Annotated in this window: 13 protein-coding genes and 1 pseudogene; 1 reads left to right on the top strand and 13 read right to left on the bottom strand. The window is 57.9% G+C overall.

The features are described from left to right. Nucleotide 1: 1 nt before the first annotated feature. From rfbF to GGD63_RS05785, 12 genes are all read right to left on the bottom strand, one after another. A complete protein-coding gene (gene rfbF / locus GGD63_RS05840) occupies nucleotides 2-775 on the bottom strand; it encodes a glucose-1-phosphate cytidylyltransferase (protein WP_183239942.1) in 774 nt (257 codons plus the stop codon). Nucleotides 776-786: 11 nt separating this feature from the next. Beyond that, nucleotides 787-1,875: a glycosyltransferase family 2 protein gene (locus GGD63_RS05835; protein ID WP_183239941.1), complete on the bottom strand. Its 1,089-nt coding sequence runs from the start codon at nucleotides 1,873-1,875 to the stop codon at nucleotides 787-789. A gap of 7 nt (nucleotides 1,876-1,882) precedes the next feature. After that, nucleotides 1,883-2,833, bottom strand: coding sequence for a glycosyltransferase family 2 protein (locus GGD63_RS05830; RefSeq protein WP_183239940.1), 951 nt, complete (start codon nucleotides 2,831-2,833; stop codon nucleotides 1,883-1,885). A gap of 16 nt (nucleotides 2,834-2,849) precedes the next feature. Then, entirely contained in the window at nucleotides 2,850-3,599 is a 750-nt protein-coding gene (locus tag GGD63_RS05825; protein ID WP_183239939.1) for a cephalosporin hydroxylase family protein, read from the bottom strand. Further along, complete coding sequence (locus GGD63_RS05820) at nucleotides 3,596-4,381, bottom strand: formyltransferase family protein (protein WP_210315657.1); 786 nt, start codon at nucleotides 4,379-4,381, stop codon at nucleotides 3,596-3,598. The genes GGD63_RS05825 and GGD63_RS05820 overlap by 4 nt, the downstream gene beginning before the upstream one ends. After that, entirely contained in the window at nucleotides 4,347-5,489 is a 1,143-nt protein-coding gene (locus GGD63_RS05815) for a DegT/DnrJ/EryC1/StrS aminotransferase family protein (protein ID WP_183239938.1), read from the bottom strand. Before GGD63_RS05815 ends, GGD63_RS05820 begins: the two co-directional genes overlap by 35 nt. Nucleotides 5,490-5,494: 5 nt before the next feature. Further along, nucleotides 5,495-6,040 carry a dTDP-4-dehydrorhamnose 3,5-epimerase gene (rfbC, locus tag GGD63_RS05810; protein WP_183239937.1) on the bottom strand — a complete coding sequence of 182 codons (546 nt, stop codon included), beginning with the start codon at nucleotides 6,038-6,040 and terminating at the stop codon, nucleotides 5,495-5,497. A gap of 18 nt (nucleotides 6,041-6,058) precedes the next feature. Beyond that, on the bottom strand, nucleotides 6,059-7,417 hold the full coding sequence (locus GGD63_RS05805) for an ABC transporter ATP-binding protein (protein ID WP_183239936.1): 1,359 nt from the start codon (nucleotides 7,415-7,417) through the stop codon (nucleotides 6,059-6,061). Between the two features lie 5 nt (nucleotides 7,418-7,422). Continuing rightward, nucleotides 7,423-8,286, bottom strand: a complete 864-nt coding sequence (locus GGD63_RS05800; protein WP_183239935.1) for an ABC transporter permease — start codon at nucleotides 8,284-8,286, stop codon at nucleotides 7,423-7,425. Nucleotides 8,287-8,410: 124 nt separating this feature from the next. Next, entirely contained in the window at nucleotides 8,411-9,400 is a 990-nt protein-coding gene (galE, locus tag GGD63_RS05795) for a UDP-glucose 4-epimerase GalE (protein ID WP_183239934.1), read from the bottom strand. A gap of 118 nt (nucleotides 9,401-9,518) precedes the next feature. Next, a complete protein-coding gene (locus GGD63_RS05790) occupies nucleotides 9,519-10,022 on the bottom strand; it encodes a transcription termination/antitermination protein NusG (RefSeq protein ID WP_246785370.1) in 504 nt (167 codons plus the stop codon). A gap of 8 nt (nucleotides 10,023-10,030) precedes the next feature. Next, on the bottom strand, nucleotides 10,031-10,666 hold the full coding sequence (locus GGD63_RS05785) for a winged helix-turn-helix transcriptional regulator (RefSeq protein ID WP_210315655.1): 636 nt from the start codon (nucleotides 10,664-10,666) through the stop codon (nucleotides 10,031-10,033). 504 nt (nucleotides 10,667-11,170) lie between these two features. On the opposite strand from GGD63_RS05785, the gene GGD63_RS05780 reads away from it, so the two are divergent. Then, complete coding sequence (locus GGD63_RS05780; RefSeq protein ID WP_183240746.1) at nucleotides 11,171-12,337, top strand: glycosyltransferase family 4 protein; 1,167 nt, start codon at nucleotides 11,171-11,173, stop codon at nucleotides 12,335-12,337. Nucleotides 12,338-12,421: 84 nt separating this feature from the next. Here GGD63_RS05780 and GGD63_RS05775 read toward each other — a convergent pair. After that, nucleotides 12,422-13,353 (bottom strand): annotated as a pseudogene (locus GGD63_RS05775) (hypothetical protein); the annotation flags it as partial.

The following is a 13,353-nucleotide window of genomic DNA, read 5'->3' as shown; positions in this document are numbered from 1 at the left end:
TCTAGCCCCAATGCCGCCAAGGTGCGCGACCAGACTGCCAGAGTTCCTCGAGCATCATCTTGTCGCGCAGCGTGTCCATCGGCTGCCAGAAACCGTAGTGCCGGTAGGCGGCGAGCTGCGCATCGCGTGCCAACGCCTCCAACGGAGTCGATTCCCAGGATGTCTTGTCGCCCTCGATCCGGTCGATCACCGCTGGATTGAGCACGAAGAAGCCCCCGTTGATGTAGGCGTTGTCGCCGGGTGGCTTCTCGACGAAGGATTTCACCGTAGAGTCATCGATTTCCAGCGCACCATAGCGGCCCGGCGGTCGCACTGCCGTCACGGTCGCCTGTTTGCCATGGCTGCGGTGAAACTTGATGCTGGCGGCAATATCGATATCGGACAGCCCATCGCCGTAAGTGAAGCAGAACGGCTCCCGCGGATCGAGATAATTGCGCACACGCTTGAGCCGGCCGCCCGTCAGCGTGGTCTCGCCCGTATCCACCAGCGTGATCCGCCAAGGCTCGACGCTGCTTTGATGGTAGGTGACGCTGTTCTTCGTAGCATCGATGGTGACATCGGAATGATGCAGCACGAAGTTCATGAAGTATTCCTTGATCATGTACCCCTTATAGCCGAGGCAGATCACAAAATCCGTGATCCCATGATGAGCGTAGAGCTTCATGATGTGCCAGAGGATTGGCCGCCCGCCGATTTCGATCATCGGCTTCGGGCGCACCAATGATTCCTCGGATATTCGCGTACCCATGCCACCTGCGAGAATGACTGCTTTCATTTCATGACTCCCTACCTGCCGCCCCCTAATCCAGGGATTCGTGCTCTAATTCGTGCGAGATTCCGGGTGAGAAGTCGGGAGGCTCGCGCAAGATTTCGCGCGAAAAGCCCGGTGGTTCTGGCGACATTCCGTGCGATAAAGCCAGAAGCGTGGGCCTTCCACGTCTGGAGCTCTTGCGACCTTGTCGTTTTCCACTTCTCAAAATCGTTCTTCCGTTCATCGAGATCGCGCTTGAACTCCGAATGTTCGTAGTCCCATGCGGCTCTGCCCGATGCGACATAGTCGTACGCAGACCTGACGGTCAGTACGGCCACCGTCAGCGGCCGATAATTGCTGCCCTCCGCTGCGCGGCGATAGTTCTCGAAATAGATCGAGCGCTCCTCCCGCGGATAGATCTGCGAGCGCGGGCTGACCACTGAATCGACGATATCCGTTGGGACGCGCTTCTGCAGCACCAGTTCAGCGTCGACGACCAGGTTGGAGCGACACAAATAGCCATAGACCAGGTTCATGTCGTTGCCCCAGGTCGACGGGCGATCACGAAACAGATCGATCACCCGCGCCAGCTCCTGGCGCCGGAAGATCGAATAGATCAGGTTCGCCTTACCCATGATTTCGGGCTCCCAGAGAAATCGCGCCAAATCGAGGAATTTGAACGCGCTCGACTGGAATCGTTTGAAGCTCGGATAGGTCCGGACGACATCGCCGTTCATGTTGATGTTGACAACCTGGCAAAACCAGGCCGAGGCACGCGGATTCCGATCAAGCGCGGCGACACCTCTTTCCAGGAAGTCGGCCGGCCACAAATCGTCATCGGCCGCCCAGAGAAACAAAGGCGCTCGCGCCTGGTCGTAGACGAACCAGAAATTACTCTCGGCGCCCCGGTTGATCGGCTGACGCACGTACCGGAAGCGCAGATCCGCACCGGCGTAGCGTTCGCATACCTGCCGCACCTCGGGGTTGGTCGAGGCGTTGTCGGAAATGATGAGCTCGAAATCGGCGAATGTCTGCCGCTGGAAGGTATCGAGCACCAGCGCAAGAAGTTCGGGTCGATTGTAGGTCGGCAGACCAACCGAAACACGAGGTACGCGGTCGCTCATCTAGGGATCAACTCTGTGCAACTGGATTCGCTGCGGTGGGCTGCGGTGCTTCCGGGCCGACAGGCTTCCACCGCAATGCCAGGAGAAATTCGTGCTTTAACAGACAATACGCGGCGAAGGTACGTAACTGTCCGGTCGCCCGGGAATCGAGCCCGAGGGCGTCGATTGCCGCGAAATTCTCATGCATGACCATCTCGTGATACTGGTGCAGTGATCGGCAATCCGTGAGATAATTCCACCAGCCGCGCCAATTCGGAAGCCAGCCGCCGACCTGCTCCCATCGCGCCTGCTCGCAAACGGTTCGCGGCGCCGACTTGTAGAGGCCAATTTCCGGAATAACCCGAATATTTCCCCACGATGCCAGTAAAATTTGCATCGGAATCTCGTTGAGCGTCCGGCCAATCCACTCGGTAATCGGCTTGCCCTCGTGAAACAGTGCTTCCCGCCTGAATACGCCGTAGACCAGATTGCCGTAGACGTGACGCAGCAGATGTTTCACGCGATCGAATGGCGAGCGTGAGGAATAGCTATTGAACGGCGAGCCCTCGAAAAAGAAAGGGAACAAGGTTTTCCCGTCGACTTCGTATTGAGCTTCCATCTGGCACACGGCGAGCCCGGGATCTGCCACGAGCCGTTGGACGCAGCGCTCGACAAAGAACGGCTCCCACCGATCATCATCCGCAGCCCACATGAAGAACTCGCCGCGCGCCTTGAGCACCAGGGACGAAAAATTACGCATGGCTCCGACATTTTCCGGATGCCGGTGGTAGCTGACCCGCGCGTCGTTCGCGGCGAATTCGTCGACGACGTCTCGAACAGCCGAGCCTGGAGACGCGTTGTCCGAAACGACGATCTCGATGTGACGATAGGTCTGCGCGCAAAGGTCACCCAGCGTCCGCCTCAACCCCTCCGGTCGGTTGAACGTCGGTATTCCGATGATGACGAGCGGCTCAGACATTCGGCTACCCGAACCCCTACCTGCCACGCTTGAGGTAACCGTCCGGCGCTACCGTGACCAACAGCTTGTTCTGAATGCTCTTGTCGATCTCGAATTCCGGGTGCTGCTCGAGGAACTCGAATACGGCAGTCTTGGCATTGTTGCCCCGCCCCCAAGGACGATCCGCGAAAGCGTCAGCCGGCATATCCTCGATCACGGTGTCGAACACGATGCAGTAGCTCCCGACGGTGGCCAAATGAGCAAAGGCATCCAGTTCGGCGATGACGTGATCGTGGGTGTGGTTGCTGTCCAGCATGACGAGAACGCTACGCTTGCCGGCAGCCTTGGCCCTGACCGCGGCAATCACCTCCGGAGCAACACTGGAGCCCTCGATCATGGAGATGCGCCGGGCCATCGGATGCGCTTCGACCGCGGCGCGGTTGTGTGCACGGATGTCGATATCGATTCCCAGCACTTCAGCATCCTTCGGACCGCCGGAAATCGCATTCAATTCCAGCATCGAAGCGGAGAAGATCAGCGATCCTCCGTGCGCGATGCCGGTCTCGATGATGAGGTCAGGCTTTACCGACCAGATGATCTCCTGAACAGCGAGTATATCCTGAGGATATTGGATGATTGGACGGCCCATCCATTCGAAATGGTAGGAGTATTTCGCGCGATTGGCGCGGTCCATCCAGGCGCGCGTGGCAAGAGCGAGTTCGCCATCATCGCCCATCTGCGCGATCTCGGTCGCGCATTCGCGCCTGAATTTTTCATACTCACTCATCGCGGCTTCCTCTTGATCTCAACGCGAACCTCGTACAGGTCACCGCCGTCCGAGAACGAACAGCCGGGATAGCCTGAAAAGGTGCGTGCGCGTAGCAAATTCAGCAGATCGCGCGCCAAATACGTCCCCTCGATGTCGATCACACTGCCCGGCTCGAGTTCGGAGGCGCGGTGAAAGGTCCCGGCTCCGGGATGCTGCGGCCGGGTCTCGAAGTCGAGGCTGCGAAGTCTCGGATAGGTCTCCTGAAACAGCTTCAGCATCGCTTCCCTCGCCCGTCGATAGAGCGATTCGCCGGTATCCTCCCAGTCATAGGGAAGCTCGGCCTGGGCGACGATATCGCCGGTATCGACCCCTTCATCGACCATATGTAGGGTCACCCCGAAGGGCACCCGATCGACAATCGACCAGAAATTGTAGTGTTTGCCTCGGCCGTAGGGCAGCAGGCTCGGATGGGTGTTGACGAACCCTCGGCGAGGAAGGCCGAGCAATGGCGGCCGGATGATCTTTGGCCACCACGCCAGGATGCCGAGGTCGAAAGACAGGTGCTCGCTTGCGGCCAAATCCGAGATCTGGCCGGACGAGTGAAAGATGAGCGACTGCACGCCGGCGCCATGCGCCATCGCGGCGATCTCATTGTCAGCCGTCGTCACCACTAGCCCGACATCGTCCCGATAATTTCCAAGCAGCCAGCGAGCGGCCTCGAAGCCGATGTGACCGTCCGCAAGCAGGAGAAGCTTCATTGCAGCGTCAATTGTCCAAGAGTACTCGGCGCACCACGGCAATCACTCGATCCTGCTCTTCCTGCGTCATATCGTGATAGCTGGGCAGATTGATCGCGCGTTCGGGGATCGACCACGCATGCCGGTTGCCCGGCACGGCATCGAACATCGGCAATCCCGATAGCGGATAGAAAAATACCCGGGCATCGATGTTATCGGCTGAGAACGCGGCAGCGAGATTTTCGCGCGACACGCCGGTTGATTCGTCGAAGACGACCGTCGGCATCCAGGCGCCGTTGACGATGTTGCTTGGTTCCGGGTTCATTCGAACCCCCGACAGATCGCGCAAGCGGTCGCGGTAATAGTGGAAGATCTGCCGCTTGCGGCCGATCAAATCGGCAACCCGATCCATTTGCGCACAGCCGAGAGCCGCCTGGATGTTGGACATCTTGTATTTGAAGCCAACCTCGTCCGGCCAGAATTGCTTGCGCTGCCTTCGCGATCGGCCGTGGTTCGAGAGCGTCAGCACGCGTTCGTAAAGGGAGGGATCGTTCGTCACGAACATCCCGCCCTCGCCCGTGGTGACGGTCTTGGTGCCATGAAACGAGAAGGCTCCGAAGCGGCCCATGCTTCCGGCACGTTTGTCGAAATACTCAGAACCGATCGCCTCCGCGGCATCCTCGATCACCGGAATGCCATGCCGCTCTCCGATCGCCAACAAGCGGTCCATGTCGCACAGATTGCCGTACAAGTGAACCGCAAGAATAGCCTTTGTCCGCGGTGTGACCGCAGCCTCCACCAGATCGGGATCGATGCACCAACTGTCGGGACGAATATCGACAAAGACGGGCGTCGCGCCGAGATGGGTGATTGGCGCCGCCGAGGCGATCCAGTTGGTATCGGCCATGATGACCTCGTCGCCCGGACCGATGTCGAGCGCCGCCATTCCCATGTGCAGCGCGCCGGTACAGCTTGACGTCGCGATTGCATGGGACACGCCGAGATGATCCCTGAAGGCGGCCTCGAAGCGATTGATATAGTCATAGCAGCGCTCGCCCCAGCCGTTGGCCGCAGCATCTGCCGCATAGCGTGTTTCAAGCTCCGTAATGGACGGTTTAGTGTATAGAATACGGGACTGTTTCGACAAAGCTGCTGCAACTTGATCTGCCATGCAATTCACCCAAGTGATACTTCGAGAAACGATGGCGGCAGCGCGCGATCCCGTTCCGAGATGATAATGTCCGCGAGCGGCCAGTCGATGGTCAACGTGGGGTCATCGAAGCGGAAGCCCCTTTCGGCACCAGGCACGTAAGCCGGCGTAATCTCGTAATCTACATCCGTATCGTCGACCAAAACCTGGAAGCCGTGCGCAAAGCCCTTCGGAATATAGAGGATGATGCCGTCATCGGGAGTCAGGGTTTCACCATACCATTGACCGAAACTTGCGGAATCCCGACGCAAGTCGACCATCACGTCGAACATCGCTCCGCGCGTGCACCGCACGAGCTTGGTTTCTAGATTCGGAGCAGCCTGGAAGTGCATGCCGCGCAGGGTTCCTGCACGTTTGTTCGAGGAGATGGACCTCTGGACGAAGTCTGATTCAAGTCCACGAGCGTGGAAGGCTTCGGCGCAGAACCGTCGCGCGAAGCCGCCCCGTTGATCGGTGATCCATTGTGGCTCGATGCGGTACGCCCCAGCGAGACTGAGTTCGTGGAAAATCACCGGACTGCTCCACATAGCTCAGGCACGGGTGACGTCCCATCCCATTGACGGCCTCACCGGTCCAGGGATCCCTTCGAACGCCCTTTCCGTAATGCTAAATCGCAGGGCTTGCTGAATGTAGAAATGAATTCTCTGCGGATTGACAGAGGTAAGCGCTACTCCGATGACGAAGAACCCGACATTGAGAAATCCCCGTGGGATCGACATTTTGGTGGTATAGATACCGGGCTCCAGCTCAGCAGTTTGCGGTGGCGAACTCACGAACACGTATTGGTCCCCCAGGAACACGTGGAAATTCGGCATCATAGTGTGGCCGGGCTTCATCACCTCAAATTTCATTTCGACGCTGATCAGTTCGTTCCTGTCAATGGTCTCAAGGTTGTCGAGATGATCCACCAGCAATTGCGCGCTATGAAGTCTCGCAACATCATCGCCGGGCCTGAGCGCTTCCAAGGGAAAATTCAATGACGATCTGGGATACATCCCATAATGGTCAACACCCAAGACACTCTCGGATGCCTGAGTCCCTGCGATCTCATCTGCCGCATCTGCGGCCGCTGCGACCCGTGCGACCGCGGCAGCCCGTTCCATCTGCCTTGCACGCTCGGCCGCCGCGGCCGCCGCGTGTACGCTTTCGTAATACTGATCGCAGATCTCGTCCGCAGGACCGAAGGCAACGATCCTGCCGGCCTCCATCAGAACAGCCTTGTTGCACATCGTCCTGATAATCTTGTCTGAGTGGCTTGCCAGGACCATGATGGGGCTTCGTCCGATGAACTCCTTCATGCGCGCCTCCGCACGCTCGGTGAAGCGGAGATCGCCGGTACCGAAGCCTTCATCCATCAGGATCACACCGGGATCAAGCGAGGTCACCAGCGCGAAGCCCAGGCGCATTGTCATGCCCGTCGAGTAGGTGCGTACCGGGAGACTGAGATACTCGCCTAGCTCGCAGAACTCCTCAATCTCGGGAATTTTCGCCTCGATCTCTCGGCGCGTCATCCCGATCAGCATCCCGGACGTGATGATATTCTCGTAGCCGGTGTCCTCGCCGTCGAGCCCGGGCATAGCATCGAACAGTGGCGTGACGCGTCCTTCGATTCTGACCGTGCCGGAGACCGGTGGATAGATGCCGGCCATTAGCTTGAGCAGTGTCGACTTGCCAGCTCCGTTGTGACCAACCAAGCCGACACGGTCACCATCACGCAGCGTGAGCGAGATGTCGCTCAGGGCCTTGACGGTGATCCGATCATTGTTCTTGCCCTCGCGCTCGATCGAGCCGCCAGTGGCGCGCTGAAACAATGCCTTGCGCAGACTCTGCTGCTGAGCTCCATAAATCGGGAAATGCGCGTTCACATTTTCGAGAATGACGGTCGCCACTTTTCTCAACTCCAATAGGCGATGCGCCTGCGGAACCGCTTGAACATCGCGTAGGTCAGCCACCAACCACCGATGCACATGATGATCATGACGGCATAGCTAATCGCGCCCGGCACTCTGCCGACCAGCGGCGCGCGAACCACATCGAGTACGTGATAAAGAGGATTCGATTCCACGAATAGGATTCGCCGCATCCCCGTCACGGTACCGGCCGGCCAGAACAATGGCGTGATCAGCATCGATATCTGTATGGCGCTAGACACCAGTTGCGGCACGTCGCGGAAGCGCAGGCAGACCAGCCCAAGAAACAGCGAGATCCAAACTGCGTTCAAGATGACGAGCGCTAGGCCAGGGAATACCAGCAGGAGCGTGAAGCTGAGAAGTGACGGCTTCAGCGCCACGACGACAAGGAAGTAAACGACGAAATTGTGGAGGAGCACAAGGACGTTTCGCCAGACCAGCGCATAGGCGAGGATCGAGTATTCGAACCTGATGTTCCGGAACAGCGCTTGTCCCGCGATAAACATGTTGCACGATTCCATCGCGATGGATGAAACCAGCATCCAAACGACCATACCGCTGACCAGAAACGGCAAGTATTCGAAGATGTCCTGGTGCCAGAGAGCCGCGCCGACGAAGCCTACACTGAAGGTGTAGATCGCAAGCGTAATCGATGTCCAAAACGGACCAATCGTCGTCCGCCGATATCGCCTTTTGACATCAAGCCAGCCGAGCCGCCCCCATAACTCTCGCCTGAAAAGTCCGAGCCACAGATCTTCGGCGGCACTGATTTCCAGCGAGCGCAGGCTCAATTCGGTATCGCTGATATCACGAATCCCTTCTTCAACGGGCGTCAGGACGATCGTCATATTCGGCTCCGGATCGCGCCGTTAAATTGTGATGGGGAATGCTGGCGCCAGTTGCCAGCCGAGGGCAGCCGATTCCGTGATACATAGAATGATGCGCGATCATGCGGCCCGATGATCATGACTCTCATAGGTTCCATTCGAAGTTTAGCTTCCGCTCCCAGGCGAGCGCATGCCCTACGATAATTTCAAGATCGTCATAGGCGGGCGACCATGACAACACTCGTTGCAGCCGCCGACTGTCGGCGAAGATGGCAGCCGGATCCCCGGCGCGCCTCTCGCGCGGCATTGCGGTGAAATCACGGCCCGAGACGCGCCGGACCGCCGCAATGATTTCACGTACCGAATAGCCATGCCCGTAACCGCAATTGAGCGTCACGCTTGCGCCGCCGCGACGCAGATAGGCGAGCGCCTTAAGGTGAGCACTAACGAGATCGCAGACGTGGATGTAGTCGCGGATACAAGTCCCATCCGGCGTAGGATAATCGGTACCGAAAATCTCCATACCGTTGCGAATGCCGAGCGCGGCCTGCGCCGCGACCTTGATTAGATGGGTAGGAGTGCGCGTCGATTGTCCCGTTCGCAGCTGAGGGTCGGCCCCGGCGACGTTGAAGTAGCGCAACGTAACGTGGGTCAGGCCGCTGGAAGCTGCGGCATCGCGCAGCATCGTCTCGGTCATCAGCTTCGAGGTGGCATAGGGCGACATCGGCTGCGGCGCAGCATCCTCAGTGACCAATTGATTGGCGGGATTGCCGTAGACGGCGGCGGTGGAGGAGAACACGAAATGTCTGACGCCACAGCTGATCGCCGCATGGATCAGCGCCAACGACTTAACCGTATTGTTGGCATAGTACGCGAGGGGCTTAGCGATCGACTCGGGCACGACGGTCGAGGCGGCAAAATGCATGATCGTGTCAATACTGTGTTCGCCGATCAGCCTCGACACCAGCTCGCCGTCACCGACGTCTCCAAAAACAAACGTCGCCTGCTCCGCCACCGCCTTCCGGAAACCCGAGGATAGATTGTCAAGCACGATCACGCTCTGCTTCTGATCAACAAGCCCTTGCACGACATGGCTACCGACATAGCCCGCGCCTCCCGTTACCAGAATTGCCATTCGCTAAAAGTTCCCATGCTACCGCACTCCGGGTGAAACACGGTCCACCAGGAGCCTCCCGAAGGGAGCGAACACACAAGCGCGGCGCGCTTGACATGCGCCGCGCGAAAGGCCGCACTTAGGCGGCGGCAACCAGATCCACGTCGAGATGCACGCGAACCATGCGACCGAGCATATCGAGCAAAATGGCGACCCTATCGTGATCACCCATTCCATCGAACAGCCCGGCACTATTCATGAATGAGCCTGCGAGCACCCGCACCTTGTCTCCTCGCGCGAAGGAAGGGCCGGCGCTCAATCTGACAAAACCGCGCTCGTCCTCGCGCGCCTTTAGCTCGCCGAGCACGCCATCCGGCACCACGGCCGGCTCGTCTCCTTTACAAACAAGATGCGAGACGCCGCGCGTCGACTGTATCGTCTGCCAGCGCTGCCCCACTGTGTCGACGGCGACAAACATGTAGCGCGGAAACAGGGGCTTCGCTACGAAGTCGACCTTGCGCGCATGCCTCCGACGCTTCAGATAGCGCGGCAGATAGATATGATAGCCTTGCTGAAGCAGATTGTGCGCGGCCCTGCCCTCGCCGTTTACCTGGGTTTGCACCACGTACCAGCGCATATCCATTGTCGCGCTCATGCCGCACCCTCAGCGCGCCCGCTCAGATCGCGCAACCCGAGCAATCTCGGCGCAAGCACGCGCTCGTTGCCGTGCACCGCCGCAGCCATTTCGTAGCAGGTGCCTGCATGCAGAACATCAGTGACGATGACTGCGTCGAATGCTTCCGTCACCTCATCATAGGACCTACAGACATTGACGCCGACAAAGCGTGTAACCTCGCTTGCGGGATCAACCACCGCGACAACCGCAACGCCGGTCTCGACCGCGCAGAGGATGGCCACTTCGGCCAGATCCGACTGTCCGGCGAGCACAACCCGAGAAAAGCCACATCCTTTGGCCTGCTCGAACACACGCGCGCAGTCGGTCTTGGCGAGCCGGAAGAAGGAGAATGAATTGGAAAGGTATTGCACGGTGAGGCGAGACTTCTCGGCAAAGCCCTGCGGCGTAAGGTAATAAGCATAGCGGCGGGCAGGCGCGTCACTGACCTTGACCAACCCCTTCTTGACGCAGCGCTTGAGATAGGCGTTGACGAGGCCGAGCGCGATCCCAAGCTCCGCTGCGATGTGGCGCTGCGAGCGCTCGCCATCGCTTTCCACCGAACTCAACAGCCCAAGAACGATGCGCTCATTCTCATGTTGCGCATTTAGCAAAATGGTTCACCCCGCGCTTCCATCCTCACCAGAGGCTCTTACAGCGTTCACGCGATGAACGTCAAGAACTATGTTCATGTCATGAACGCTTTCAGAGCTTCAATACGTAGACTAAAAGAGCTTCCGAGGTAGACGCGCAGCGGAACTCATCCATTGTAAACGCTTGTGCCCGAGAGGAGCATTTATTGCCTCGTTCGGACCTAGAGCATGTCGCGGCTGGATTAAGACGTCAGCCCGTCAGCCCACAACGTAGGACCATTATACCGGTTAAAACATTCGGCTCAGAATTGCCCTAGCGCGACAAGTGTACTTGAGTGTACGACGCTTTCGTCAATTTCCATTCTGGGTGGGTCGCCATCGACAAAGAGAAGATCGTTGACGACAGAATAGAACCCCCGAAAACGAAACGGAGTCCTATGACCGACGAGACAAAATGGCCACCACACGCTCCTCCAGCGGCCCGCATCGCTAAGTACTGCCGGTAAGCATCTCTCGTTGATCGATATGGACTTTCGCAGCACAAGTAAGCGACGCATCCTATATGTCGCGAATGTAGATTTTGCTTTTCTGCATCGATTGCCCATGGCCCGCGCGGCTAGGGCCGCCGGGTTCGAAGTTCACGTAGCAACACGGATTAGCGGCCTAAGGCAGGTGATCGAAAGCGAAAACTTCACTCTTCATGAAATTCCGTTCCGTCGTGGTCTATCCCCCTTTTCTGGAATACGTACGATCATGGCGCTGCGGCGCCTCGAAAGCTATGTAAAGCCTGACATCATCCACTGCGCAAGCTTGCAGTCTTGCGTCTACGGTTCGCTCGCGATGAGGTATCGCAGGGTATCGCAGGTAAACGCGATAACGGGCTTGGGATACATCTTCACCTCGAGCACCTGGAAGGGTCGAATTTTAAGAGCGCCTATTCGTCTAGTTCTGCCTGCACTGCTCAACCGTAACACCAGCGTAGTACTCGTTGAAAATCCGGACGACCAAAGGGATCTTGTAGCACTAGGAGTGAATCAAGAGCGAGTTCTCCAAATTCCCGGATCCGGGGTTGATACAGATCACTTTCAACCTTTGCCTGAGCCGGAAGGTCCCATCACCTTCGGATTTGCCGGACGGTTACTATCAGACAAGGGAATTCGTGCTTTGGTTTCTGCTCATAAGATGCTGCGGGACCAAGGTCATGATTTTCGGCTCCTGATTGCCGGGAAGCCTGACCCAGCCAACCCCGCATCCATCCCTATCGAGGAAGTTGAAGAGTGGAACCGACGTCCAGGGATTACTTGGCTTGGACACCTAGACGATATCGTCGCGCTCTGGACCCGTTGTCATGTTGCAGTGCTGCCGTCGCACCGGGAGGGCCTGCCGGTTAGCCTATTAGAGGCAGCTGCCTGCGGTCGGGCAATGGTAGCCACAAATGCTCCCGGATGCCGAGAGATCGTCGTTCAAAATGAGTCCGGTCTTTTGGTGCCCATCGAAGACGCCGAAGCATTGGCAGACGCGCTTCTAAGCCTGGCGCTTTCCCCACAGCTCCGCAGTCGCTGCGGCCGGACAGCCCGCGAGATGGTCGTGCAAAGGCTATCGTCTAAAATAGTCGGAGAGGCGATTATTGATGTTTATAACAAGCTCGCGCCGCAGCTCGTTATTCAGTTTGGCGGGCAGGTCCCTCAATAACAGATGAAGCCGAGCGCCCCTCGCACCAGCACTGATTCGTAGGCAAGTTGCGATTTGCTGGCTTGCCCAGCGATATCCAAGAAGTCACCGGATTATGTAGTGTCCATCCGATAGTTCAGCGAGGTTGTGATCGAGTGGCGCTTCTGCCTGCAGCGCCAGGTCAGTCAAGTTTAACGAACCGGCGTGCGCGCCGTTGACGTAGGCATCAAGTAGATATCTGACAAGACGAGCATCCCAGGCCCCATGATCGAGATCGTTAACGCCGTCAAGAACAGAGCCAAACACAAAGGACTCAGTAACCTTGCCTGATGGAGCACCCGTGAGACTCGGTGCGCCTATAGCACCGTCAGCATTGATGTCTTGGTGAAGCACGCCCTCGTAGGATATCAGCGACGTGCTCGTTCCAGAGACAAAGCTCAGCAGGTTAGTTATGTAATTGCCATTGGTGTCGGCGCTCCAAACATTGTATTGAGCCGTGTTAGCATTCTTCCAAGCAAGAACGTAGCCAGCCTCTGTCTGCTCCGCTCCGATCGGCTCCCAACCCGTCCATATACCGTCCGTGACTGGTGCGCTCAAAAACTTGAGCTCGGGTCCCGTTCCACCCGCCACAGGATTCAAGAAGTAGTTGTTTCCTACCTGCGCTAAGCTAGTCGAGCCCATCGACTCGATGGTAACGATCGGAATGCCAATAACACCATCACCATTGAGATCCTGGTGAAACACGCCCTCGTATGATTCGAGAGCGGTGCTCGTCCCAGAGACGAAGCTCAGCAGGTTCGCGCCGTAATTGCCGTTCGAGTCGGTGCTCCAGACATTGTACTGGCCCGTACTCGCATTCTTCCAAGCCACTTCGTAGCCGTTGCCAGTCTGCTCCGCCCCGATCGGCGACCAGTCCATCCACATGCCGACCGTGACCGGTGCGCTCGAAAACATAAGCTCAGGCCCTGTTCCGCCTGCCGCAGGATTGAGGAAATAGTTGTTCCCAACTTGGACCAAGCTCGTCGTGCCAGAGGACT

Source organism: Bradyrhizobium sp. cir1 (genome assembly GCF_014198245.1).
Taxonomy (GTDB): domain Bacteria; phylum Pseudomonadota; class Alphaproteobacteria; order Rhizobiales; family Xanthobacteraceae; genus Bradyrhizobium.
This window is presented reverse-complemented; position numbering and strand designations above follow the sequence as displayed.

Coding starts and splice junctions, on each gene's coding strand:
- rfbF (WP_183239942.1), bottom strand. CDS start 775: ATGAAAGCAGTCATTCTCGCAGGTGGCATGGGTACGCGAATATCCGAG.
- GGD63_RS05835 (WP_183239941.1), bottom strand. CDS start 1,875: ATGAGCGACCGCGTACCTCGTGTTTCGGTTGGTCTGCCGACCTACAAT.
- GGD63_RS05830 (WP_183239940.1), bottom strand. CDS start 2,833: ATGTCTGAGCCGCTCGTCATCATCGGAATACCGACGTTCAACCGACCG.
- GGD63_RS05825 (WP_183239939.1), bottom strand. CDS start 3,599: ATGAGTGAGTATGAAAAATTCAGGCGCGAATGCGCGACCGAGATCGCG.
- GGD63_RS05815 (WP_183239938.1), bottom strand. CDS start 5,489: ATGGCAGATCAAGTTGCAGCAGCTTTGTCGAAACAGTCCCGTATTCTA.
- GGD63_RS05800 (WP_183239935.1), bottom strand. CDS start 8,286: ATGACGATCGTCCTGACGCCCGTTGAAGAAGGGATTCGTGATATCAGC.
- galE (WP_183239934.1), bottom strand. CDS start 9,400: ATGGCAATTCTGGTAACGGGAGGCGCGGGCTATGTCGGTAGCCATGTC.
- GGD63_RS05790 (WP_246785370.1), bottom strand. CDS start 10,022: ATGGATATGCGCTGGTACGTGGTGCAAACCCAGGTAAACGGCGAGGGC.
- GGD63_RS05780 (WP_183240746.1), top strand. CDS start 11,171: ATGGACTTTCGCAGCACAAGTAAGCGACGCATCCTATATGTCGCGAAT.